Genomic DNA, 25,527 nt, shown 5'->3' on the forward strand with positions numbered 1-25,527 from the left:
TCTGGCATCCTGCTCCGCTCTCGATAATTGCTGCTGCATTATTCTACTTTCGACCCCCTTGCTCTCGTACCGCCTAAATCTGACTGCCAAGGAAGGCCGGAATGTCTTATTTTGTATGGAACAAAATAGACCATTTAGTCGTATATCGAATGCCACATGCGCGGTATTAAGAGATTTCCCCATGCCTTAAATATCAGCCGCGCTTTGTGAGCGTCTCACGACTTTCACTGCTACGTTGCATTGTTTCAAAAGGGTATAACCTCTCGTTGAGGGAGCAAGGTTATAACCATCTAGTTTCCGCAGTTTGGTTGATAGCCATTTATCACCCAGTTTTTATCTCCGCACCTTGAGTTAATAATCTTAGTCACTTCTGAATTGATGCCATTCATCAGTGTCATCAACACGATGTTGTATTTTTGCAACAATATGCACTTTTTGGTTTTTGTTTCGAAAAAGCTAAGTCCATTTAATTATATCGATTTTATTCAATATTTCTCACCTTTAAAATTGAAAATAAATGCTTTTTAATTGAATTAAAATGCAATATCATGGTGGTGTTATCAATTAATAAGATTGTTGCGACTGTCTATTTAGACTTAAAGGTGAATTTAGCGTGCGTACTACAGAACTCGTCGATGGTTTTCGTCATTCAGCTTCCTATGTTAACGCCCATAGAGGCAAAACCTTTGTGGTAATGCTTGGGGGGGAGGCGCTGGCTCAGCCGCAGTTTAAGGCCATTATTAACGATATTGCGCTGTTGCATAGCCTAGGGATTAAAATCGTCCTAGTGCACGGCGCACGCCCGCAGATTGATGAAGCACTGGCACAACAGAGCTTAACTCCAGAATATTACAATGGTGTGAGGATCACTGAAGAGGATACCTTTAAAGTGATTAAGCAGGTTGTAGGCGCATTGCAACTCGATATTACGGCGCGGTTATCGATGAGTTTGAGTAATACGCCTATGCAAGGAGCGCAAATCAATGTGGTTAGCGGTAACTTTGTTATTGCACAGCCGTTGGGGGTAGAAGACGGGGTTGATTACAGTCTCAGTGGCAGAGTGAGACGTATAGACAGTCAAGGCTTAAAGCGTCAGTTGGATAATGGCGGCATTGTATTGTTAGGTCCTGTTGCGGCGTCAGTAACAGGTGAGAGCTTTAACTTAACGGCTGAAGAGGTCGCCACTCAGATTGCGGTCAAACTCAAAGCAGATAAGATGATTGGCTTTAGCGCCCATAAAGGGATTATGGATGAGGCTGGTGAAGTGCTTGCCGAGCTGATGCCTACAGATGCTCAAGCCATCCTTAATAACTTACCTGAACAAGCGCCACTTTGTTTAAGTACAAAAGCATTTTTGCAAGCCAGTATCGATGCTTGTAGAAATGGCGTAAGTCGTTGTCACTTTGTTAGCTATCTAGATGATGGCGCGCTGCTGCAAGAACTTTTCTCCCGTGATGGTATTGGTACGCAAATTGTGACCGAAAGTGCTGAGCGTCTGCGCCGTGCATCTATTCGAGATATCGGCGGCATACTCGATCTTATCCGTCCATTAGAGGAAAAAGGCATACTGGTTCGGCGCTCAAGAGAGCAACTCGAGGTCGAGATAGAGCAATTTATGCTGATTGAACGCGACAGTTTAGTGATCGGCTGTGCGGCCTTTTATCCGTTTGAAGAGGATAATGCTGGTGAATTTGCGTGCTTGGTGGTTCACCCTGAGTATCGAGATGCGGATAGAGGCAGTTTGCTGCTACAAAATATAATTAGCCAAGCACGGGTGAGAGGTTATTCAAGATTATTTGCGCTGACAACGCGCAGTATTCACTGGTTCTTAGAGCATGGTTTTAATATTGTTGAAGTTGATGAGTTACCAGGAAAGAAGAAACAGCTCTACAACTACCAACGTAAGTCGAAGATTTTAGCTTTAGATCTGTAAACTAACATCCTAAAAAACTCGACTTGACATAATATGTCGCCTAGTCAAAGATAAGGTTATCTTATTGACAGGACTCGATGATGACTCAAAGTTTTGTGCTTACTCCTCTCAGCTCAACAGGTACGTTGAGCTTTATTGCCTTAATTATCGGCTTAATCGGTATGGGCATTTACGTTTACCTAAAAGCACTACCACAAACTGGTAAGGTTGTTATTGCTGCGGTGTTGCTGCCGATGGTCATCGCATTTAGTTGGATGTTTTATAAAGTTAATGATGCCAAACTGATCGTGACTAAAGATTCGATTAGTGTTGATGTGCCATTTTATCGGTTTAGCCTACCCATAGAAGAGTTAGATGTCGCTGGAATACGTCAGTTAAACTGGACTGTTGGAGCTGATACTGCATTTAAACCCGATCTGCGGGTTAATGGCGTGGGTATGCCGGGATTTCAATTAGGCTGGTTCAGTTTAGTGGGTCAGTCAAAAGCATTTGTTGCGGTCACTGAGGTTGACCATGTGGTGCTGATCCCAACGGCCAAGGGTTATCCGATACTATTAAGTCTAGAGCAACCAGAGGCACTGTTAAGCCATTTTAAGTAATAGCGACATAGAGTTTAGCTCGATAATAAAAAGCGAACCGATTAGGCTCGCTTTTTTGCATTTTTAAAGGTTACTTTTTCTGTTTACGCTTATAAAGCATATCAGCGGTAAACAATGCTAATGCAGCCCATATAAAGCCAAAAGTAATGCCTTTTTCCATATCGAAAGGCTCATTAAACAAGCTTATAGCAAGAATGAACATGATACTGGGGCCGATATACTGGAAAAAGCCCAACATAGTAAATGGGATCCTTACAGCTGCAGCGGCAAAACACAGTAATGGCACAGTGGTGATGATACCTGCTGCGAGCAACAATCCGTTTAGATGCATATCGTTACTCATAAGGTGCGTCAGCGAGTCACCCATATTGCTAAGCAGGTAGAATAACGCGACAGGCATTAAGATAGCGGTTTCTATTAATAGGCCGGTTTTTGCATCAATGTTAACTTTTTTGCGCAATAAGCCATAACAGGCAAATGATCCTGCCAGGCCCAGTGATACCAGTGGTATTGAGCCAAATGAAATAAGTTGAATAGACACACCAATAGCCGCTAAAGATACGGCTGCCCACTGTAATTTGCGCAGGCGTTCCCCCAGAAACAGCATGGCCAAGAACACGTTAACCAATGGGTTGATGAAATAGCCTAGGCTGGCATCTAACATATGATCGTTATTGACCGCCCAGATGAATAACAGCCAGTTAGCGGCGATCAAGCAGGAGGTCACACAGAGCACTGCCAGTTGTTTAGGCTTTTTAAGTAACTGTCTGGCACGACCAAACCCACCGAAAAAGCTCATCAGCAATCCCATAAAAAGGAACGACCAAAGTACACGGTGCAGTAAAATTTCGGCGGCAGATACATCTGTCAGTAATTTAAAATACAGTGGTGCAAAGCCCCACAGGGTATATGCGCAAATGGCAAATACGATGCCTTTGCGATGTTCAGTATCTTGCATTGAAATTGACTAAGAAGAGAAAATAAGCGCTGATTGTAATCCTGCCTAAGCGCAGACTCAAGCTAACCGCGCTGTTTATCTGAACGGGTGGTAATCAACCCTGTGAACAAACAGATCATTCATGGCATAAAGTGCCGCTAATAACGGCATTTTAATGGTAACCAATGCTATCAACCCACCATATAAGTCCCTGTGCCGAAAGCAATATGATCACCTTTTTCATTGTGAAGCTCCATTCTAGAAACTGAAACTCGATTTCCAGCGCGGATCACCGTACCCGTGCCTGTAAAAATTTCGCCACGGCCAGGGCGTAAGTAATCAACTCTAAGGTCAATAGTGCCTAATGTCTGAATGCGTTTTTCTAGCTCCTCAAGGCTCCAATCGTCACGACTGGCGACTAAGCCCGAAAAAGCGGTGAGGCCACCGACGACATCTAGGACGGTGGCGGTTACGCCTCCATGCAATATTTGCTGATGGATATTACCAATTAATTCAGGCTTCATTCTTACGACAACTTCTACACCGTCCACATCATAACGTTTGATATCCATCCCAAGTAAGTTATGAAAAGGTACATGCTTGTCAAAAACCTCTGCAACTCTGCGTAATGTTTCCTGCTGAATAATATTACTCATAACGCTCCCTGTGTGTTCCTAGTAGGATCAATCGCTTAGTATTAGAGCATTTAATCTATCGCTAATAGAGCTTGTGTTGCAAGTTTAAATTTTAATCGATAAACAGTTTGAGGAGAGACAAGAGAGGTTTGCTCCATTAGAATGGTCGGCCTTATTATTAATACAGGTTCACTATGGATCAGGCGGCACTCGAACATCCGGTCGATCAATTATCAGCAAGCCTTCAATCGGTATTTGGTTACCGTACATTTAGGGATGGCCAACGTGAAGTCATTGAGCAGATCTGTGCTGGCCAAGACTGTTTGGTGATCATGCCGACTGGCGGTGGTAAAAGCCTGTGTTACCAGCTGCCTGCGCTGCAGTTACCCGGTTTAACGGTTGTGGTTTCACCATTGATCTCGCTAATGAAAGATCAGGTTGATAGTCTGATTCAGACGGGTGTCCCAGCCGCTTACCTTAACTCTTCTCAACCAAGAGAAGAGAGCCTAAAAATCTTGCAGCAGATGCGCTATGGCGAACTAAAGTTACTGTACGTATCGCCAGAAAGGTTGTTGCAAGCCAGCTTTATCGATCGTTTGCATGAGTTAAATATTTCGCTATTTGCCATTGATGAAGCGCACTGTATTTCGCAGTGGGGCCATGATTTTAGACCTGAATATGCGGCGCTTGGACGTTTACGTCAGCAGTTTCCTCAAGTGCCTATTATGGCACTGACTGCAACGGCAGATAACGCTACTCGCGTTGATATCTGCGAGCGGTTAACCATTAAACCATTTTCGCTATTAACCAGTTTCGATAGACCCAACATTCGCTATACCGTTGCCGAAAAGCTTAATGCTGCCAACCAGCTACGACAGTTTATTGATGCGCAAAATGGTAATAGCGGTATTGTTTATTGCAGTAGTCGTCGTCGAGTGGATGAGGTGGCTGATCGCCTACGTATGCAGGGGTATCAAGCTGAGGCATACCATGCTGGTAAAACCCAAGAAGAGCGGGCAGATGTTCAAGACCGATTTCTAAAAGATCAACTGGATATTGTTGTGGCAACGGTCGCTTTTGGTATGGGGATCAACAAATCAAATGTGCGTTACGTGGTGCACTACGATATCCCCAAAAGTGTCGAAGCCTACTACCAAGAAACCGGCCGAGCAGGCCGTGATGGTTTGGACTCTGAAGCTTTGATGTTGTTTGACCCTGCTGATATTGGCAGAGTTAGGCATCTTATTGAACAGTCTGAGCCCGGGCCACAGCAGCAGGTAGAATTCCATAAGCTGAATACCATGGCCGCTTTCGCTGAGGCGCAAACCTGTCGTCGCCAAGTATTGCTGCACTATTTCGATGAAAGTGCGTTAGAGCCATGTGGCAACTGTGATATCTGTTTAGATCCGCCTAAAAAATATAATGGCATTCAGGATGCACAAAAGGTGCTGTCGTGTATCTATCGACTTGGGCAGCGTTTTGGTGTCAATCACCTTATCGAGGTGCTACGAGGTTCAAAAGCCGCTAATGTGATGGATAGAGGCCATAATAAACTTTCAACTTGGGGCATTGGCAAAGAGAAAAGTCATGAGCATTGGTTGAGTGTCATTAGGCAGTTGATCCATCTAGGGCTTGCTAATCAAGATATTACTCGAGGTTCATCGGTGACACTCAATCCTTCAGCGCGCACTGTATTAAAAGGTGAGGTGGAATTACTGCTCGCTGAGCCAAGAATAGTGATTCAAACTACCAAGCGCCGAGGTCATAATCCGAAAGCACCGCTTAACTATGATCGTAAACTCTTTGCGCGATTGAAGTTACTGAGACGTACCCTAGCTGAAGAACTAGATGTACCACCATACTTAGTGTTCAACGATGCAACCCTGGCAGAAATGGCTGCCATACTGCCAACAAGCCCTGGTGAATTATTGGCTGTAAATGGAGTGGGGGAACGTAAGTTAGAGCGTTTTGGCGGTGAGTTTTTGGATGAAATTGAAAACTACCTCGCAGAAGGTTAACAGCGAGAATTAGTTAACTTTTAGCTTTCTCAGCTCACTAATATTGGCGCGCTTTATCATTGACTCCAAATCATCAAACTGCTGCATACAGGCAAGGCCGATGTTGACTTTGGAATCTTCTTGCCAAACCTCAATGGTGCTTGCTAATTGATCTATGACGTTTATTGCGCCTTGCTCAGAGGTGTGTGGCAGCATAATCACAATCTGTTGATCTGACTGCTGCAACAATACGTCTTGTTCCCTTAGTTTGGTTTTCAATTGCTCGATAACTATTGGCACATCTGCTTTAAAAATGTGGTTAGGATTGAATACTAATAGCGACAAGGGGTAACCCGCTTGTTTGCTAATATTTAACAGATCTTCAAGTGACTTCTTTTTATCAACTTTAGTATCAAGATTTAATACTATTTGCTCTGGTTGAGTTGGTTTCGGTGTTTTCTTTTGATACCAAGTGATGAATACGATTAGGCTGATTATTATTAGCGCAATAGGGAAAAGTGAGCTGGGAATAATACCGTTTACTGTTGTTGCGGTAATTAGCGAGTGATTAGGAGTGGCTATCTGCTCCTCACGACTTAAACCTGACTTGAGTTGCGATAACCAAATATTTTTAATCGACAGTGTTTCATTTTCCAGCGCTTCCAACTGCTTGAGCTGATATTGATAAGCCAGTGAGAATTTTCCCTGTTTGGCAAAATAGTCTGCCAAGGTGGCATAGCTATGTTTCAGATCTGAGTAGCGCTCCTTTTCCTTCGCTAAGGATATCGCCTGCTCCATCAATGTGAGGCCGGCTGCTTCACGGTACTGTTTCAATTTTATTTGAGCATTGAGTGATAAAGCACTGATGGTGCCAATTGAGTCCGCTTCTTTTCGAAAAGTCGCTAAACTGAGATTAACGAGTTGTTCTGCACTGCTATATTTCCCACTATCAAAATCAATTAGAGCAATTGTATTGTAAGCAACCGCTAGCTCAAGTGGGGTACTGAGTTCGGCGAGAGTCACTCTGGCTATTTGAGTATATTTATCTCGTAGGTTCGGCTGTTGATTTTGCTGAGCAAATCGAGCCATATCAAGTGCGATGAAAAGCTTAACTTTACCTAACGTTGTGGGTTCATTAAGTGCCTTTTTAAGATAAGTCTCTGCTTCTTTTTGTTCATCAATATCGGCTAACTGTTTAGCCATAGAGGTATATAAATAACCTATCGGGGGCCAAGTCCAACGCTGATTTTGCACAGTGATCTCGGGGTAAATATCCAGAGCAAGTCTTATGTCTTCTATCGCAGCATTATTGTGTTTTACATCAGCATTGAGCTTGCTTCTGAGCCAAAGGCCCCCAATTAGGGCTTGAGGTTGTTTTAGCTGACGCGATAATGAAATGGAAGAATATAAAAGCGGTAATGCTTGCTGGTAGTCGCCAAAACTTGCATAAGCTTGTGCCATGCAATTTAAAAAGTAGGGTTTAGCATGCTCAAGCTCTAACTGTTTTGCTTTAGCGTCATTTAAGCGAGCCAGATTAATAGCGGCAGCGTTTTCACCCAGCTGAATATAGGACTCACATTTGAGTGCGTTTAGACGCATCAAAATAGTGTCTGATCTTGATACACCCAAATAGTGACGCTCAAGCGCATTGATCTCAGACAATGCTTTGCTCGGATATTGGTAGACGAGTGTATTTAAGTGATCTAGTTGTTCCAACGTACCGCCAAACACTGGAGAAACCCAGAATGCTAGACAAAGTACGATGCTCCTAAAATCCATTTTTAGCTCCAGTGATGACTCTAAATCCGCTTTCCTTTAGCAGAGTGGGGCTATTATAACCATTTTATCTAAAATTATGCATAAAAAAGCTAAACAGTTGAGAATATTGCGACTTAACATCATTATTTGAGATGCTACGCAATAATATCTCTTATTTGATGCTTAGTGTAACTTTTATCATCAAGGTTGTGATTTTTGTGAGCAATGTTCAGTTTGATAAATGCATATGTTGAGCAATTTAGGCTTGACATAGATGGCCGCTCGCGTTAAAAATTAACCGACGCAGCAGAACAAGCTGGCATAGTTACCTATAAAAGTTGAATAAAAACCTATGAAGCGTACAAGCACATTACTCATACTCCTCAGTCTCATTCTCGCAGTCACTGCGCGGAGGATATAGTGCTATACGCTTGAGAAAGCCTGCATTTATAAACCCCGCGAACAACTCGCGGGGTTTTTTGTATTTAAATTGCCTGAAAGCATAACTGAACGTTTGAAGTTCAATGGAGAGATTAGATGTCTGACCGCGTAATTATATTTGATACGACACTACGTGATGGTGAGCAAGCACTAGCTGCCAGTTTAACGGTTAAGGAAAAACTTCAAATAGCACTAGCATTGGAGCGATTAGGCGTTGATGTCATGGAAGTTGGTTTTCCTGTTTCCTCTCCTGGTGATTTTGAATCGGTACAGACGATTGCCAAAACGATAAAGAATAGTCGTGTTTGTGCCTTATCAAGAGCACTTGAAAAAGATATTGATGCAGCAGCTCAAGCATTATCGGTGGCGGATCAGTTCCGTATTCATACCTTTATCTCTACATCGACCATTCACGTTGAGAGTAAGCTAAAGCGCTCATTCGATCAGGTATTAGAAATGGCTGTTGGTGCGGTTAAATATGCGCGCCGATTTACCGATGATGTTGAGTTCTCTTGCGAAGACGCAGGCCGTACTCCTATCGATAACTTATGCCGTATGGTAGAAGAAGCAATTAAAGCAGGTGCGCGTACGATCAATATTCCTGACACTGTCGGCTACACAGTTCCGAGTGAATTCGGCGGGATTATTCAGACCTTGTTTAATCGAGTTCCGAATATCGATCAGGCTGTTATATCTGTGCATTGTCATGATGATTTGGGTTTGTCTGTGGCTAACTCTATTACTGCGGTGCAGCATGGTGCTCGTCAAATCGAATGTACCGTCAATGGCATTGGTGAGCGTGCTGGCAACTGCTCCCTAGAAGAGATTGCGATGATCCTATCTACTCGTAAAGGGGAGTTAGGTTTAGAAACAGGCATTAATGCTAAAGAGATCCACCGTACCTCTAGTTTGGTCAGTCAGTTATGTAATATGCCTGTGCAAGCGAATAAGGCGATTGTGGGGGCAAATGCTTTTACTCACTCTTCAGGTATTCATCAAGATGGCATGCTTAAAGCACAGAATACCTATGAGATCATGACGCCTGAAAGTATTGGTCTTAACCGTAACAACTTGAATATGACTTCGCGCTCAGGTCGACATGTCATTAAGCACCGCATGAGTGAGCTTGGTTACGGTGAGCAAGACTATGATATGGATGTTCTATACGAAGACTTCCTTGTACTTGCAGACAAGAAAGGGCAGGTATTTGATTATGATCTTGAAGCATTGGCCTTTATGGAAGCGCAAGCTGAAGATGATGACCATTTTAAATTGCAGCAGTTAGTTGTACATTCAGATTCAACAGAAGGCAGTGCAACAGCCACGGTTAAAGTTGAGGTGAATGGCGAAACAGTTACCGAAGCGGCCATTGGTAATGGCCCTGTTGATGCAGCTTATAAAGCGGTCGCACGTGCCAGCGGTTGCGAAATTGACATCACCAGTTATCAACTTGGCGCGAAAGGTGAAGGACAGAATGCGCTTGGTCAAGTTGATATCACTGCCAGCTACCGCAACCAGAATTTCCACGGTGTTGGGCTGGCAACTGATGTCGTTGAAGCATCTGTGAAGGCCTTAGTCCATGTGATGAACTTGACTTGGCGCGCAGATAAAGTTGCTGATTGCAAACAAAAAATACAACAAGAGAAGCGCGTGTTAGGTGGTGTTTAGGCTTTAGACACCCAAGCGTTTCATGTACCCGATTTTAGATTATAAAGAAAATTAAAGGAGTGAGTTGTCGTATGAGTTATCAAATAGCTGTATTAGCTGGAGATGGGATTGGTCCTGAAGTCATGGCAGAAGCCCGTAAAGTACTTACGGCTGTAGAGGAACGTTTTGCCCTTTCTATTGAGTATACTGATTACGATGTTGGTGGCGCTGCGATTGACAGCCAAGGTTGTCCGCTGCCGGACGCGACACTCAAAGGCTGTGAAGCCGCTGATGCGATTCTTTTTGGCTCAGTAGGCGGTCCTAAGTGGGAGCACCTAGCACCCAATGATCAACCTGAGCGCGGTGCATTATTGCCACTACGTGGACACTTTGAGTTGTTCTGTAATATGCGCCCAGCAAAATTGCATGCGGGTCTTGAGCATATGTCGCCGCTACGTAGTGATATCTCATCACGTGGTTTTGATGTGCTGTGTGTACGTGAACTCACCAGTGGCATTTACTTTGGCAAGCCGAAAGGGCGTCAAGGCGAAGGTGAGAATGAAGAAGCGTTCGATACCATGCGTTATACCCGTAAAGAGATCACCCGTATTGCTAAGATTGCCTTTGAGACTGCTCAAGGTCGCCGCAAAAAAGTGACCTCTGTTGATAAAGCGAATGTACTTGCTTGTTCTGTACTTTGGCGTGAAGTGGTAGAAACGGTTGCTAAAGATTACCCAGATGTTGAGCTTGAACATATCTATATCGACAATGCGACGATGCAACTACTGCGTCGTCCAGATGAGTTTGACGTCATGCTTTGCTCAAACCTATTTGGCGATATTATCTCTGATGAAATAGCCATGCTTACAGGCTCTATGGGGCTATTGTCGTCTATCAGTATGAATAGCTCAGGTTTTGGTTTATATGAGCCTGCAGGTGGCAGTGCGCCAGATATCGCTGGTCAAGGTATTGCTAACCCAGTGGCGCAGATTTTGTCTGCAGCACTACTACTTCGTCATAGCCTAAAGCAAGACGCGGCCGCTACTGCAATTGAAACCGCAGTGGGTAAAGCATTAAGTGATGGTTACTTGACTGGTGAATTGCTATCGAGCGAAGAACGTCATAATGCAAAATCAACCAGTGAAATGGGCGATTATATTGCCAAGCTTGTAAAAGAAGGTGTTTAACAATGGCTAAGACATTATATGAAAAAGTCTGGGATGCGCATATTGTGGTTGCCACAGAAGGTGAAGCGCCAATAATCTATGTCGATCGGCATCTAGTGCATGAGGTGACATCGCCTCAAGCATTTAGTGGTTTAGAGGTGGCAGGGCGTAAAATGCGTGCGCCTGAGAAGACTTTCGCCACTATGGATCATAACACCTCAACAACTAGTGCAAGTCTTGATGCACTTAGCCCTATGGCGCGCACTCAAGTACAAACTCTTGAGCGAAACTGTAAAGAATTTGGTGTCAGACTTTATGATATCCATCATAAGAACCAAGGTATTGTGCATGTTATGGGCCCTGAGTTGGGCATCACTTTACCTGGAACTGTGATTGTATGTGGTGATTCGCATACCGCGACTCATGGTGCCTTTGGTGCACTTGCCTTTGGTATTGGTACTTCAGAAGTCGAGCATGTTATGGCGACGCAAACCTTGCGTCAGTTAAAAGCCAAAACCATGAAGATCGAAGTGCGCGGTCACGTGGCTGAAGGCATTACCGCTAAAGATATCGTGCTGGCGATTATAGGTAAAATCGGCATGGATGGCGGTACTGGTTATGTGGTTGAATTCTGTGGTGAAGCGATAGAAGCGCTGACAATGGAAGGGCGCATGACGGTATGTAACATGGCGATTGAGATGGGGGCTAAAGCGGGCATGATCGCCCCTGATGCAACCACTGCTGAGTATCTTAAAGGGCGTGAATTCGCACCTAAAGGTGATAACTGGCAGCAAGCTATTGCGGCATGGGCTGAATTGAAAACTGATGCTGATGCGACATTCGATGCAACAGTGGTATTGCAAGCTAGTGACATTGCGCCGCAGCTGACTTGGGGGACGAACCCTGGACAAGTGGTCGCGATTGACCAACTGGTACCTAATCCTGCTGAAGAGTCTAACTCAACGGTTCGCTCAAGCATCGAAAAAGCACTTGAGTATGTTGATTTAAGTGCTGGTACTTTAATGACTGATGTTGGGATCAATAAGGTCTTTATTGGTTCATGCACTAACTCACGTATAGAAGATCTTCGCGCAGCGGCCGTGCATGCCAAAGGGCGTCAGGTTGCTGAGGGCGTAAAAGCGATAGTGGTACCAGGTTCTGGGTTGGTTAAAGAGCAAGCCGAAGCTGAAGGCTTAGACAAAATATTTTTGGATGCTGGTTTTGAGTGGCGCTTACCGGGTTGCTCAATGTGCTTGGCGATGAATGACGACAAGCTAGAGGCTGGCGATCGCTGTGCATCGACAAGTAACCGTAACTTTGAAGGTCGACAAGGACGTGGTAGTCGTACTCACTTGGTGAGTCCTGCTATGGCTGCAGCTGCTGCTGTTGCTGGTCATTTTGTTGATATCCGTAAACCTTACTAGAGAGTTAAGTTATGCAACCATTTATTGCACACACAGGGCTTGCGGTTATCATTGATAGCGCAAATGTTGATACTGACCAGATCATTCCAAAGCAGTTTTTGTCGAAGGTCACTCGTGATGGTTTTGGTATTCACCTATTCCATGATTGGCGCTATCTAGATGATGCTGGCGATCAGCCTAATCCTGATTTTAATTTGAATAAGCCGCGTTATCAGGGCGCTTCTATTTTGATCTCGCAAGAGAACTTTGGTTGTGGTTCAAGCCGCGAGCATGCGCCATGGGCTTTAGCTGACTTCGGTTTAAAAGCGATTATTGCACCGAGCTTTGCTGATATTTTCTATGGCAACTCAATCAACAACGGCTTGTTACCTGTTAAATTAACGGATGCCGAAGTTGAGCAAGTCATGGCTGAAGTTGACGCGTTACCAGGTGCTGAAGTGACCGTTGATCTGCAAGCGCTAACAGTGACCTCACCATCTGGTGCAGTATTTAACTTTGAGATCGCAGAGTCAGCCAGGCATAACCTGCTAAATGGGCTTGACGCGATTGGGCTCACCTTAGCTCATGCGGATGCGATTAGCCATTATGAGGCCAACTTACCATCGTGGAGAGCTTAACGCTAAGCGATAGATCTTAAGCGTACGCTTGTACCAAGCTGTTGATATAACAAAGCCACTTAGTGTTAAAACTAAGTGGCTTTTGTTTTAATTATAATTCTAACATTTCTAAGTTATTGTATTTTAATTGTAATTATTATATTGGTTAGTCAGATTTTTAATATTGTTTTTTTTGCCAGTTATTTATGCTGTTACTTGTCTGAAATCTAAGAGTACGCATGTTTTCTGGTTTTAGTTATTTAAGTTCATGTAAATAATAAGTTATTGTGCTTTTTCTGGTTTGTCTTACTTATGTTCAGCGAGCTTTTTTGCTGGTATGTATTCTGTTTTTCATTTTAAAACGTGATCTTCGTTTGATTCTCACTGCCTTTATTATCTTTTGCCAGTGTTTTACGCTGTTTTTATTAAAACACTTGTAAAGATATTCTGTGGTTGTAAAATCCGCTCCACTTTTAAGTGGAGTAATTGCTCTACTTGTTGTAATTACATAATTAGAGAATACAAATGAATAAGCGTTTATTAACACTTGCCGTTAGTACGGTACTTTTGGGGAATGTAACACAGGTTCAAGCTGCTGGATTCCAGTTAGCTGAATACTCGGCTACGGGACTTGGGCGTGCGTTTGCTGGTGAAGCGGCAATGGCTGATAACGCGGCGGCACAGTTTCGTAACCCTGCAATGCTTACCTATTTAAATGGTACTCAAATGACAGCTGGTGCGATCTTGGTCATGCCGAATATTGATATCAATGGTGAAGTGACTTATGTCGATGGCACTAATCCTACATCTGCTCACGATATTGCCGATGATGCTGTTATTCCTAATTTCTATGTCTCTCACCAGATAAATGACAACTGGTTTGTAGGTTTAGCACTTGGCAGTAACTTTGGCATGGCGACTGAACTGGATGACAACTTCCGTGGTACTCAGTTTGGTAATGAAGCATCTGTCACTACGATAGAGATCAATCCTAACGTTGCTTACCGCATCAATGACAAGTTTAGTATTGGTGGTGGTGTGCGCTTTGTAATTGGTGAAGGTAGTATTGGTGCGAAAAGCTCAGTTGACACGATTCTTCCTACACCAATTGGTAATTTACCTGTAGCGAAAGGCACCACGCTGAAGTACATGGAAGGTGATGACACTGCTTGGGGATGGCAATTAGGTGGTGCTTGGCAGATTAATGCTGATAATAGAGTTGGCTTTAACTACCGCTCAGCAGTCGATCAAAACCTAGAAGGTGAAGCCAATGGTTTAGCCTTTAACCCAATGGATCCAACCTTGAAGATGGCAGGCTCTATGGAGCTGTCATTACCTGCAACGGCTGAACTTGCTTCTTACCATCAGCTAAGTGAAAAGCTTGCCATTCATGCCAGCATTAACTGGACTGATTGGAGCTCATTTGAGAAGTTAGAAGCGGTAATCCCTGCACTTACTGAGCCTACTCAATTGGTGAAGCAAGAGAATTGGGAAGATAACTACCGTTTTGCGCTGGGTACGACTTACCAAGTGAACGATACCATTAGCATGAGAGCGGGTGTTGCTTACGATAAATCAGCAGTGTCTGATGCTAACCGGACTCTGACCATTCCTGAGATGGATCGTTTATGGTTGAGCGCAGGTATGGGTTACCGTATTAGCGAAAACTTTGATATGGATTTTGGTCTGACTTATATCTTCGCTGATGAATCTCCAGTTGTTGAACCGCGTCCAGGTATCCCGTCAGATGACTCTTCTGCTCACTTTGGCGGTACCTTTACTGGCACTACTAGCGGTAATATTTTGTTAGTGGGTATTCAAACAAGCTACCGTTTCTAAGCTGAATAGATAGCCTTTAAGTTAAGCATAAGCTTAACTTAATCATTACTGAAAGCCTCGCATTAGCGGGGCTTTTTACTTTGTTAGCCATTGGGTTATTATGTGGGTTTCATGGTAAAAGAGTTAACTTGCTGCGGGTTAATTACACCCAGTTTTCAAATTCAGTATCCGAAACTAAAGCGAGTTTTTGCTGGTACTAGCGTGACTAAAAGAGGTTTCAAATGAATATTAGATCTCTGAACTTATCAGTTTGTTTGCTGTTAATCAGTTTTGTCCCAGCCTATTCCTGTGCCGATGATGTAATGCCTGTCAAAGCTAATGCTTCTATCGAGGTTGTAGAGCAGTTTATACAGGCTTTTAATGAACATAACGTCGGGCAGCTGCTATCGCACACAACCGACACTGTGCATTGGCTCAATATATCGGGCAGTAAAATGTTGATAGAGACCTCGTCGAAAAATGAGTTGGGTGCGGCGATGGCTGACTATTTTCAAACACTACCTGATGCCAAAGCCACGTTGACGCAAGTGGTAAGCTCAGCCAATTATGTGAGCACCATAGAAAAGGTGACTTGGAGTCATGACGGTGAGCAAGATAGTCAATGTAGCATCGGCGTGTATGAGTTAAAGCAAGGTAAAATTAATGCTGTGTGGTATTACCCTGCTCATGCCTGTGACCCTGAGTCTAGCAACAGCAACATCGTGCAACCAGAAATCGGTTTACTAAAAGATACACGTCAATAAGGAAGTTTTTGTGTCAAAGAAATATGTCATCGCATTGGATCAAGGTACCACCAGTTCAAGAGCTATTGTTTTCGATCATGACGCGAATATGGTGGCGAGTTCGCAACGAGAATTTGGCCAAATCTATCCACAACCAGGTTGGGTAGAGCATGATGCTATGGAGATCTGGGCATCACAAAGCTCAACCTTAATTGAAGCGTTAGCACGAGCAGATATCCATAGTGAAGATGTCGCGGCGATTGGGATCACCAATCAGCGTGAAACCACGGTTATCTGGGATAAAGTGACAGGTAAACCGGTGTATAACGCCATCGTGTGGCAGTGTCGTAGAAGCAAAGCGATTTGTGATGACTTAAAGGCTCAAGGGTTAGAAGAGTACGTTAAAGACAGCACGGGCTTAGTACTCGATCCTTATTTTTCTGGCACTAAAATAAAGTGGATCTTGGATAATGTTGATGGCGTCAGGGTGCGTGCTGAAAAAGGAGAACTGCTATTTGGCACTATTGACAGTTGGTTAGTTTGGAAGCTTACCGAAGGTAAGGTACACGTTACCGACCCAACGAATGCGTCACGCACTATGTTGTTTAATATTCATCAACAAGACTGGGATGAAAAGCTGCTTAAAGCGCTAGATATACCGCGCTCTCTTCTGCCAGAGGTTAAACCTTCATCTGCAATATATGGGCAAACTCGTATTGCTGGTGAAGGCAGTAGCATTGCTATCGCTGGTATTGCTGGCGATCAACAGTCAGCGCTTTTTGGTCAGTTATGTATTGATGAAGGGATGGCGAAAAACACCTATGGGACAGGCTGCTTTTTACTGATGAATACCGGTGCAGAGGCGGTAAAATCTCAACATGGCTTATTAACAACCATTGCCGTGGGCGCTAAAGGTGAAATCAACTATGCACTAGAAGGCTCAGTATTTATGGGCGGTGCTACGATTCAATGGTTGCGTGATGAGCTGGGTTTGATCCGAGATGCGCAAGATACCGAGTATTTTGCTTCAAAAGTCGACGACACCAATGGCGTATATCTAGTGCCAGCTTTTGTTGGTTTAGGTGCTCCGTATTGGGATCCCGATGCGAGAGGGGCGTTAGTTGGGTTAACTCGCGGGGCTAATCGCAATCATATTATTCGCGCCGCCTTGGAAGCGATTGCTTATCAAAGTCGGGATCTGCTTGATGCTATGAGTAAAGATAGCGGGGTAGAGCTAAAACAGATAAAAGTCGATGGTGGAGCGGTTGCCAATGACTTTTTAATGCAGTTTCAAGCCGATATTACCAATGTGGATGTGTTGCGCCCAGAGTTAACTGAAACCACAGCCATGGGGGCAGCTTTTTTAGCTGGACTCGCGGTAGGTTTTTGGAACTCTACTGCAGAACTTAAACATAAAGCGGTCGTTGAGCGGCGCTTCAAACCACAGATTAATGATGCGCAGAGAGCAACACTTTATAATGGCTGGCAAGAGGCCGTGGCGAGAACGCGTTAAACATTGATGTCAATATGCCCAAAAGGCGAGTCATCCTCGTCTTTTATATTACTTGATGCTTGCTGTGGCTCATCTTCTCTTCTGTCTTCAACGTAATTTTTACGCCTTTCTAAGCTAGGATCCAGTTGATAGAGGGTTGAGGGGGTTTTACGTCTATCTTCACGGGACTGACGCCTTTCTAAGTGGGGTGGCAGCTGAGCTTGAGGCTGTTCATGGCTATCAGCGGTAATGGCTGCGCTGCTGTTAACGGGTTTTACACCGTCTTTCTGCTTAATCTCACGCAGAGGTGGTCGAGCCAGCATGGCATAAACACTGTCTAAACTAATCATAGAACCTCCACATTATAAGTTATTGATTACTTATATATCGGCAGCCACAGCTTAAAATTTAGTCAAATATGCACTGCGTGATAGAAACTATCAACGGATGACACTGTTTATCACTATGTAAGCTTGGTGCTAACTGAAGGTACGACTTTAAGATGAGGCATTTTGTGGCAGTATGATTATTAATAAACTCTGCGATGGGTTAAAAATTGTTAACCTAATTTTAGTTTTGAGAGATTGAATCTAGCTTTTTACGCTATAGCGAGTGTAATTTAGGCTTCATTAATGGAGGAAGAAGGGGAATAAACTCCACTTAAGTGTTACTGGAAAACCACTCTACGGCTCTCTTCTGTCTGTTTTTCCTACTTTTTAGATAGTTCGAATAACTCATCTCCCACAAAAATCCCTATTTGTGCACTCGATAGCATTTAGTTTAAAACTCCCTGCTAACCCGCTTGGTTACTGGATTTTAAATAACGCCGCCCCCTTGACAATTCTTGCATTGTATCCCTAAACTTAGCTGTTGTGGGTAAATGTGGATATTTGTGGATTTTTGATAAATTAACAAGGACGACATAACGTGTTTTCTGGGGCGAGCGCTATCAATTTAGATGCGAAAGGACGAATTGCGATGCCAAAACGGCACCGTGAGCCTTTGCACGCCCATCATAACAGTCAGTTAGTGATTACCGTCGATATTCAATCGCCCTGCTTACTGCTCTATCCAGTACAAGAGTGGCAGCAAATAGCGGCTAAGTTATCCCAATTATCAGATACCCAACCTGCAGAGCGAGCCATTAAACGTATGTTACTTGGTTATGCCCATGAGTGTGAATTGGACGGCAATGGCCGGGTACTTTTACCGACACCATTACGCCAATATGCCAATCTAGAGAAAAGGGCGATGTTAGTCGGGCAACTGAATAAATTTGAGTTGTGGGACGAAGCGGCATGGCAACAGCAGATTGAAGAGAGTCGCATTGCGATTCTTAATGAAGATTTAGCAGCTAATCAACGTTTAGCTGATTTTTCGCTCTAATGAGTGATATTAACCAAATAGAAGATAAACATGACGCAATCATTTGAACACCTATCGGTTTTGCTAACAGAAACCGTAGCAGGCCTAAATATACGCGAAGATGGCATCTACATAGATGGTACTTTCGGCCGCGGTGGTCACTCGAGAAAAGTGCTTGAGCAACTCGGACCTAATGGTCGACTGATTGCAATTGACAGAGATCCACAAGCCATTTTAGCGGCAGAGCAGTTTAAAGACGACAGTCGCTTTCAGATTGTGCATGGTGGCTTTGGTCAGTTAGCGCAGTATGTAGAAGAGCTTGGCCTAAAGGGCAAGATTGACGGTGTATTGCTGGACTTCGGTGTATCTTCGCCTCAGCTCGATGACGCTGAACGTGGTTTTAGCTTCCTACGCGATGGTCCGCTGGATATGCGTATGGATAACTCTCAAGGCCAAACCGCAGCGCAGTGGATTGCTCGTGCAGAAATTGAAGATATGGCTTGGGTGTTCAAAACCTACGGTGAAGAGAAAAGCTCACGTCATATTGCTCGTTGTATTGCAGCTGATCGTGAGGACACACCGTTCTTACGTACTAAAGATTTAGCAGATTTGATCGCCCGTATTACCAAGAATAAAGAACGTAATAAGCACCCTGCAACCAGAGTATTCCAAGCCATTCGTATCTATATCAATAGTGAGCTTGAGCAGATTGATCAAGCACTAGAAGGCGCATTGACAGTGCTTGCTCCTGAAGGTCGTTTATCAGTCATTAGCTTCCATTCACTGGAAGACCGTATGGTGAAACGCTTTATTCGTCGTCATAGCCAAGGTGAAAGTGTGCCGCATGGGCTACCGATCACTGAAGCCGAAATCAACAAGTCACGTAAGTTGAAAGGCTTAGGCAAAGCGATTAAACCGTCAGCAGAAGAGATAGAGCGCAACGCTAGAGCAAGAAGCTCAGTGCTACGTATTGCTGAACGCTTACCTTATGATCTTGAGTCAGTGTAGAGGCTTAAGTGAGTAAGTCGCAGCTAAACCTAACTCGTATTGTGTTGCTAGATCTATGGCACCACAAATGGGTCATGGTAGTCGCATTACTTGTCATGCTCAACGCGGTCGCAGTGGTTTACACCAGTTACGAAGGGCGTAAGTACACGAGTAAATGGGAGCAATTGCTGCAAGAGCGTGATCGATTAGATATTGAATGGCGAAACTTGCTACTTGAAGAGCAGTCTCGCTCAGAACACAGCAGAGTAACCCGAATGGCGACTAAAGAGCTCAATATGAGACGTCCTTTACCCAAAGAAGAGGTGGTAGTTAGAGTCCCATGAGTAAACAGGCAAAGCGTAAGCAGAAACCACAGCTGATTCAATGGCGTTTATACGTTGTTGTGGCCTTTGTTTGCATGCTATTTACCAGTCTTATCGGTCGAGCGGCTTATATTCAGATTATTGAGCCTGAAAAGTTACGTCATGAAAGTGATATGCGTACGTTAAGGACTACGAGCCGAGAAGTACAACGCGGTCTCATTACCGACCGTAACGGTGAGATGTTAGCGGTTAGTGTGCCTGTGAAAGCCGTTTACGCTGATCCTAAAGTCGTGCATGACGAAAATGGTTTTGTCGATATGCGCCGCTGGCAAGCGCTTGCTGATGTGCTGCATGAACCAAAAGATAAAATTCTAAAACGAGTCCAAAGTAACCCGCGTAAACGCTTTACTTACTTAAAACGTCAAGTTACTCCGGCTGTTGCTGACTATATTAAAAAACTCAAATTACCCGGTGTTTACCTCAAGCCTGAATCACGTCGTTACTATCCAACCAGTGAGATCTCCGCGCAGCTCGTTGGTATTACCAATATTGACGATCGAGGTATTGAAGGGATAGAGAATACCTATAACGACTGGTTAACGGGTACGCCGACTAAACAGAAGGTGCGTAAATCTCGAGATGGCCACGTCGTTGAGAGATTAGACATGGTGCAAGAGGGTGAAAGCCCTAATGATCTTGTTTTAAGTATCGACCAACGTATTCAACAGTTGGCGTACCGAGAGATAAAAAAGGCCACTGAAGCTAACCAAGCTACATCAGCATCGATCGTGGTGCTAGATGTGAATACTGGTGAAGTGTTAGCGATGGCTAATACTCCCTCTTACAACCCTAATTCTCGTGAGAACCTGCAGAGTTACCGTATGCGCAACCGTGCGCTTACTGATGCTTATGAGCCAGGCTCAACCATAAAACCCTTCGTCGTCGCGGCAGCGCTTGAAGCGGGCACGATTAAGCTTGACGACATCATTAAAACAAACCCTGGCCGAATGCGTATCGGCGGTAAAATTGTGCGTGATACCCGCAACTATGGCGACCTGTCGCTAGCCGGTATCTTGGTGCATTCAAGTAACGTCGGCATGACAAAAATAGCGTTGTCGATGCCAGTACAAGAGTTGTTAGGCTCCTATCAAGCGATGGGACTGGGTAACTACTCAGGGATTAACCTTGAGGGCGAGAGTGCGGGTCTAATTCACGACCGACGTCGTTGGTCTGAGTTTGAGCGAGCCACACTGTCGTTTGGTTACGGCTTAATGGCTACGCCATTACAGATCGCCAGAATGTACGCCACCCTTGGCAGTAAAGGGGTGCTTTACCCAACCTCGATTTTAAAGCTTAAGCAAAAGCCTGAAGGTACCCAAGTTATCTCAGCTGATGTCGCGCAGAATGTGATGGAGATGCTGGTTGGTGTCACCGAGAAAGGCGGTACGGCCCGTAAGGCACATATTGAAGGTTATCCTGTTGCTGGTAAAACAGGTACAGCCCGTAAAGCCGTTGCCGGTGGCTATGGTGAAGACTACGTGGCTATTTTCGCCGGTGTGGCGCCAGTGCATAACCCAAGACTTGCTATCGCGGTTGTCGTTAATGAACCTAAAGGCGATAGATATTACGGCGGTGATATTGCAGCCCCCGTATTTGCATCAGTGATGTCTGGTGCCTTGCAAATGTTGAATGTTGAACCCATTTCCAGCCGCGAAAAAGTTCGTTTGGCTGCTTTATCTAGGAGTGCAGAATAATGTTAATTCGAGATCTCCTTGCTCCCTGGTTTCACTATTCAGGGATAGAAGCTTTCAATGATCTCTCGCTTGATAGCCGTGCGCTAAAAGCGGGCGATCTTTTTGTCGCAGTACCTGGTTATCAGGTAGATGGACGACAGTATATTCAAACCGCATTGGATAACGGTGCTGCTGCAGTGTTGGTACATACCGACTCGCCAGAAGAACATGGCAATATTAGCAGCGAAAATGGCTTGCAGATTGCGTTTTTCCAATTAAATCGTCAAGTGTCAGCGTTAGCTGCGCAGGCATACCCGTTGTCGAGTCAGCGTCCACGGATTATCGGTGTGACAGGCACTAACGGCAAAACCTCTGTGACGCAGTTAATTGCTCAATTACAGCAACTGCAACAGAAGCAAACTGCCGTGATGGGCACACTTGGTAATGGTTTATGGGGCGAACTTGTCGATAGTGGCAACACGACTGCCGATGCAATTACTCTGATTAAACAGTTACAAAATTTTGAAAAAAGCCATGCAGATACCTGTGCTATGGAAGTGTCTAGTCATGGATTAGTACAAGGCCGCGTAGAGGCAGTGCCTTTTGATGTGGCGGTATTTACCAATTTGAGCCGTGATCACCTTGATTACCACCATACGATGGAGGCATACGGCGCGGCTAAGCAACGCTTATTTAGCTTTAGCTCATTGCGTGCTGGCTTGGTCAATTGTGATGACGAAACGGGTGCCGCTTGGTTAGCACAAGCAACAGCAGGCAAAACGTTAGGTTTCAGTATCAAAGGTGATACAAAAGCAGATATTTATGCCAAGCAGTGCCAATACCATGATGGTGGCGTATCGTGCACGTTAGTTTGGCCTGAAGGTGAAGCTAAGCTGCAGTCGCCGCTATTAGGTGACTTTAACCTTTCCAATTTGGTGGCGGCTCTAGGTGCACTTTACCTTGTGGGTGAAGATATGGCTGCACTGGTTAGTCTAGCCTCTGGGTTGACTCCTGTTGCTGGGAGAATGGAGCGCTTTACCACAAATGGTGATGTGATCTTAGTCGTCGATTACGCCCACACGCCGGATGCTATAGAGCAAGCTCTACAAGCATTAAGAGTGCACTGTAAGGGTGAATTGTGGTGCTTATTTGGTTGTGGCGGCGACAGGGATTCAGGTAAAAGGCCTATGATGGCTATCAGCGCTGAACGGCATGCAGATCATGTGATGGTGACCAGCGATAATGCCCGCAGTGAAAACCCTGAAGATATTATCGCAGATGTTTTTTCAGGCTTTACAGAGCCGCAAAAAGCGCAATCTCAAGTTAATCGTAAAGCGGCGATTAGAGAAGTAGTAGCGCTAGCAAAGCCTGGTGACATGGTGCTACTTGCTGGTAAAGGGCATGAGACTTACCAAGAAGTTAATGGTGAAAAATTGAATTATGACGAACGCGCGTTTACTAAAGCGATAGCGGAAGATCACGCATGATAAGGCTGTCGTTAACTGAAATTGCTGAGCACCTTGGTGGCAAGTTGCTTGGAGAAGATTTGTCGATAGAACAGGTATCGAGTGATAGTCGCGCAGTGGATGGACAAACACTCTTTGTGGCGCTGAAAGGCGACAACTTTGATGGGCATAGCTTTGCTGCTTCAGCCGCAGAAAATGGCGCAATGGCTGTGTTGGTTGAGCATGAACTCCCTCTTGCTGTCTCACAAATTATTGTAACAAATAGCCAGCGAGCGATGGGTGAAATTGGCGCTTATGTACGAGATAAGTTAGCGCCAGTCTGTGTTGCATTAACAGGGTCAAACGGTAAAACCAGCGTAAAAGAGATGGTTGCTACCATTTTGTCACAGCAGCACCAAGTGCTATATACCGCAGGTAACTTTAATAACGAAATCGGTGTACCGCTGACATTGTTGCGTTTACAAGCAGGTGATCAGTTTGGTGTATTTGAGCTGGGTGCTAATCACGCTGGTGAAATTGATTACACCTCTAGTTTAGTTAAGCCCAGCGTGGCGATGGTGAATAATGTCGCCTCTGCACATCTTGAAGGGTTTGGCTCGTTAGCTGGAGTCGCCAGAGCAAAATCAGAGATTTTCAATCACGTTGCTGCAGAAGGCACTGCGGTTATCAATGCCGATGATGCTTTTTCAGCAGTGATGTTAACGGCATCTAAGCATTTAACTCAGTTGACCTTTGCTATTGACGCGGCAGCAGACGTGAAAGCAACGTCTTTGCATGCTGATAAAGGCGGACGATACAGCTTTGATATTTCCTATAGAGAGCAGGTTGAATCTGTGGTTTTACCACTTGCTGGTCGGCATCAGGTACTGAACGCATTGGCTGCTAGTAGCATATGTTTGGCACTTGGTATGTCATTAAGCTTTATCAATCAAGGACTGAGCTTACTTGAGCCTGTTAAGGGCAGAATGTTGCCAACTCGTTTAGGCAGAGTAACGGTAATTGATGATAGCTACAATGCCAACCCCGCCTCGGTCGGCGCGGCGATTGACTGGCTTCAAGAAATTAACGGAAATCGGTGTTTAGTGCTGGGCGATTTAGGAGAATTAGGCGACAATGCCGCCCTTTTGCACAATGAGCTAGGCGCAGAAGCTAAAGCAAAAGGTGTTGATGCATTGTTTTGTGTAGGCGAGCTAAGTGAAGGTGCGAGTCATGCTTTTGGTGCTGCACACCATAATAATATTAGTGAATTAGTAGAAAAGTTAATGGCTTACATTAATGAGTCTAATGGCGATATCACAATCTTAGTCAAAGGTTCTCGCAGTGCGAGAATGGAACGTGTAGTTGAAGCTTTAACAATGGCCTTTGGTCGCGGGGAGTTTGTTTAATGCTGGTTTACCTGGCGGAGTATTTAACCCAGTTTTACAGTGGGTTTAACGTATTTTCTTATGTCACCTTCCGAGCCATTCTTGGTTTGATTACGGCATTGATGTTTAGTCTTTGGTGGGGACCGAAGATGATTGAGCGTTTGCAGTTATTGCAAATAGGTCAAGTCGTGCGTAACGACGGCCCAGAATCTCATTTTAGTAAGCGTGGAACACCGACAATGGGTGGCTTACTTATTCTTGCTGGTATTTTTATTAGTGTATTGCTTTGGGGCGATTTGGGTAGTCGCTATGTGTGGGTCGTGCTGTTTGTGCTAGCAAGTTTTGGCACCATTGGTTTTATCGATGATTATCGCAAAGTGGTTCGTAAAGACACTAAGGGCTTGATCGCACGCTGGAAATACCTATTGCAATCTATCGCAGCCATCGTGATTGCTGTTTATCTTTATGCGTCAGCGGATACAGCGGGAGAAACCCAGCTGGTTGTGCCTTTCTTTAAAGATGTGATGCCACAACTTGGTGCTTTCTTTATTGTATTAGTGTACTTCACGATTGTGGGTTCAAGTAACGCGGTTAACTTAACAGACGGTCTAGATGGCCTAGCGATTATGCCAACCGTTATGGTCGCAGCTGCTTTTGCATTGATAGCATACCTTTCTGGACACGTTCAATTTGCAAACTACTTGCACATTCCTTATCTACCCGGAGCGGGTGAGTTAGTGATTGTCTGTACTGCGATTGTCGGTGCAGGGCTTGGGTTCTTATGGTTTAACACCTATCCAGCACAAGTATTTATGGGGGATGTAGGCTCTCTAGCACTTGGTGCAGCATTGGGCGCAATTGCAGTATTGGTCCGTCAGGAGATCTTACTTGTCATTATGGGCGGCGTGTTCGTAATGGAAACCGTATCCGTTATATTGCAGGTCGGTTCATACAAGCTAAGAGGTCAGCGTATTTTTCGTATGGCACCGATACACCACCATTATGAGTTAAAAGGGTGGCCAGAGCCGCGCGTTATCGTACGCTTTTGGATCATTTCCCTATTCCTAGTGTTGCTTGGTCTTGCAACGTTGAAGCTTAGATAA

General features: G+C 44.6%; 21 protein-coding genes. 17 read left to right on the forward strand and 4 right to left on the reverse strand.

Annotation, left to right across the window (positions count from 1 at the left end; translation table 11 throughout):
* Window positions 1–613 precede the first annotated feature (613 nt).
* Window positions 614–1,933 carry an amino-acid N-acetyltransferase gene (gene argA, locus AB4238_RS13675; protein WP_372033924.1) on the forward strand — a complete coding sequence of 440 codons (1,320 nt, stop codon included), beginning with the start codon at window positions 614–616 and terminating at the stop codon, window positions 1,931–1,933.
* Window positions 1,934–2,010: 77 nt separating this feature from the next.
* Window positions 2,011–2,532, forward strand: coding sequence for a PH domain-containing protein (locus AB4238_RS13680; RefSeq protein ID WP_372033925.1), 522 nt, complete (start codon window positions 2,011–2,013; stop codon window positions 2,530–2,532).
* A 70-nt stretch (window positions 2,533–2,602) separates the two neighbouring features.
* On the opposite strand, the gene rarD is transcribed toward AB4238_RS13680, so the two are convergent.
* On the reverse strand, window positions 2,603–3,490 hold the full coding sequence (rarD, locus tag AB4238_RS13685; protein ID WP_372033926.1) for an EamA family transporter RarD: 888 nt from the start codon (window positions 3,488–3,490) through the stop codon (window positions 2,603–2,605).
* Between the two features lie 170 nt (window positions 3,491–3,660).
* Entirely contained in the window at window positions 3,661–4,125 is a 465-nt protein-coding gene (locus tag AB4238_RS13690) for a thioesterase family protein (protein ID WP_372033927.1), read from the reverse strand.
* Window positions 4,126–4,298: 173 nt separating this feature from the next.
* Here AB4238_RS13690 and recQ point away from each other — a divergent pair, with 173 nt between their 5' ends.
* The gene (recQ, locus tag AB4238_RS13695; RefSeq protein ID WP_372033928.1) at window positions 4,299–6,122 is read left to right on the forward strand and encodes a DNA helicase RecQ; all 1,824 of its coding nucleotides are present in this window, start codon (window positions 4,299–4,301) and stop codon (window positions 6,120–6,122) included.
* A gap of 9 nt (window positions 6,123–6,131) precedes the next feature.
* Here the strand turns inward: recQ and AB4238_RS13700 are convergent, their stop codons facing one another.
* The gene (locus AB4238_RS13700) at window positions 6,132–7,880 is read right to left on the reverse strand and encodes a histidine kinase (RefSeq protein ID WP_372033929.1); all 1,749 of its coding nucleotides are present in this window, start codon (window positions 7,878–7,880) and stop codon (window positions 6,132–6,134) included.
* A gap of 516 nt (window positions 7,881–8,396) precedes the next feature.
* On the opposite strand from AB4238_RS13700, the gene leuA reads away from it, so the two are divergent.
* The 7 genes from leuA (at window position 8,397) to glpK (ending at window position 17,207) form a co-directional block, all read left to right on the forward strand.
* Complete coding sequence (gene leuA, locus AB4238_RS13705; RefSeq protein WP_372033930.1) at window positions 8,397–9,968, forward strand: 2-isopropylmalate synthase; 1,572 nt, start codon at window positions 8,397–8,399, stop codon at window positions 9,966–9,968.
* Between the two features lie 71 nt (window positions 9,969–10,039).
* Window positions 10,040–11,134: a 3-isopropylmalate dehydrogenase gene (gene leuB, locus AB4238_RS13710; RefSeq protein WP_372033931.1), complete on the forward strand. Its 1,095-nt coding sequence runs from the start codon at window positions 10,040–10,042 to the stop codon at window positions 11,132–11,134.
* A 2-nt stretch (window positions 11,135–11,136) separates the two neighbouring features.
* Window positions 11,137–12,537: a 3-isopropylmalate dehydratase large subunit gene (gene leuC / locus AB4238_RS13715; protein ID WP_372033932.1), complete on the forward strand. Its 1,401-nt coding sequence runs from the start codon at window positions 11,137–11,139 to the stop codon at window positions 12,535–12,537.
* Between the two features lie 11 nt (window positions 12,538–12,548).
* Window positions 12,549–13,154: a 3-isopropylmalate dehydratase small subunit gene (gene leuD / locus AB4238_RS13720; RefSeq protein WP_372033933.1), complete on the forward strand. Its 606-nt coding sequence runs from the start codon at window positions 12,549–12,551 to the stop codon at window positions 13,152–13,154.
* Between the two features lie 504 nt (window positions 13,155–13,658).
* Complete coding sequence (locus AB4238_RS13725) at window positions 13,659–14,972, forward strand: outer membrane protein transport protein (RefSeq protein WP_372033934.1); 1,314 nt, start codon at window positions 13,659–13,661, stop codon at window positions 14,970–14,972.
* Window positions 14,973–15,193: 221 nt separating this feature from the next.
* Complete coding sequence (locus tag AB4238_RS13730) at window positions 15,194–15,715, forward strand: nuclear transport factor 2 family protein (RefSeq protein ID WP_372033935.1); 522 nt, start codon at window positions 15,194–15,196, stop codon at window positions 15,713–15,715.
* 10 nt (window positions 15,716–15,725) lie between these two features.
* On the forward strand, window positions 15,726–17,207 hold the full coding sequence (glpK, locus tag AB4238_RS13735) for a glycerol kinase GlpK (protein ID WP_372033936.1): 1,482 nt from the start codon (window positions 15,726–15,728) through the stop codon (window positions 17,205–17,207).
* Here the strand turns inward: glpK and AB4238_RS13740 are convergent.
* Window positions 17,204–17,536: a hypothetical protein gene (locus AB4238_RS13740; RefSeq protein ID WP_372033937.1), complete on the reverse strand. Its 333-nt coding sequence runs from the start codon at window positions 17,534–17,536 to the stop codon at window positions 17,204–17,206. The two genes, glpK and AB4238_RS13740, sit on opposite strands and share 4 nt — an antisense overlap.
* 577 nt (window positions 17,537–18,113) lie before the next feature.
* Here AB4238_RS13740 and mraZ point away from each other — a divergent pair.
* From mraZ to mraY, 7 genes are read left to right on the forward strand one after another with little or no spacing between them, the layout of a single operon-like run.
* On the forward strand, window positions 18,114–18,572 hold the full coding sequence (mraZ, locus tag AB4238_RS13745) for a division/cell wall cluster transcriptional repressor MraZ (protein WP_371993475.1): 459 nt from the start codon (window positions 18,114–18,116) through the stop codon (window positions 18,570–18,572).
* A gap of 30 nt (window positions 18,573–18,602) precedes the next feature.
* Window positions 18,603–19,559 (forward strand): 16S rRNA (cytosine(1402)-N(4))-methyltransferase RsmH, encoded by a 957-nt coding sequence (rsmH, locus tag AB4238_RS13750; protein WP_372033938.1) that lies wholly within the window; start codon window positions 18,603–18,605, stop codon window positions 19,557–19,559.
* An 8-nt stretch (window positions 19,560–19,567) separates the two neighbouring features.
* The gene (gene ftsL, locus AB4238_RS13755) at window positions 19,568–19,882 is read left to right on the forward strand and encodes a cell division protein FtsL (protein ID WP_371993479.1); all 315 of its coding nucleotides are present in this window, start codon (window positions 19,568–19,570) and stop codon (window positions 19,880–19,882) included.
* Window positions 19,879–21,615, forward strand: coding sequence for a peptidoglycan D,D-transpeptidase FtsI family protein (locus AB4238_RS13760; RefSeq protein WP_371993481.1), 1,737 nt, complete (start codon window positions 19,879–19,881; stop codon window positions 21,613–21,615). Before ftsL ends, AB4238_RS13760 begins: the two co-directional genes overlap by 4 nt.
* Window positions 21,612–23,081 carry a UDP-N-acetylmuramoyl-L-alanyl-D-glutamate--2,6-diaminopimelate ligase gene (gene murE / locus AB4238_RS13765; RefSeq protein ID WP_372033945.1) on the forward strand — a complete coding sequence of 490 codons (1,470 nt, stop codon included), beginning with the start codon at window positions 21,612–21,614 and terminating at the stop codon, window positions 23,079–23,081. The genes AB4238_RS13760 and murE overlap by 4 nt, the downstream gene beginning before the upstream one ends.
* Window positions 23,078–24,445, forward strand: a complete 1,368-nt coding sequence (gene murF, locus AB4238_RS13770; protein ID WP_372033939.1) for a UDP-N-acetylmuramoyl-tripeptide--D-alanyl-D-alanine ligase — start codon at window positions 23,078–23,080, stop codon at window positions 24,443–24,445. Before murE ends, murF begins: the two co-directional genes overlap by 4 nt.
* Window positions 24,445–25,527: a phospho-N-acetylmuramoyl-pentapeptide-transferase gene (mraY, locus tag AB4238_RS13775; protein WP_371993485.1), complete on the forward strand. Its 1,083-nt coding sequence runs from the start codon at window positions 24,445–24,447 to the stop codon at window positions 25,525–25,527. Before murF ends, mraY begins: the two co-directional genes overlap by 1 nt.

The sequence above is a fragment of the Shewanella sp. 10N.286.45.A1 genome (assembly GCF_041470405.1).
In the GTDB taxonomy this organism is placed as follows: Bacteria; Pseudomonadota; Gammaproteobacteria; order Enterobacterales; family Shewanellaceae; genus Shewanella.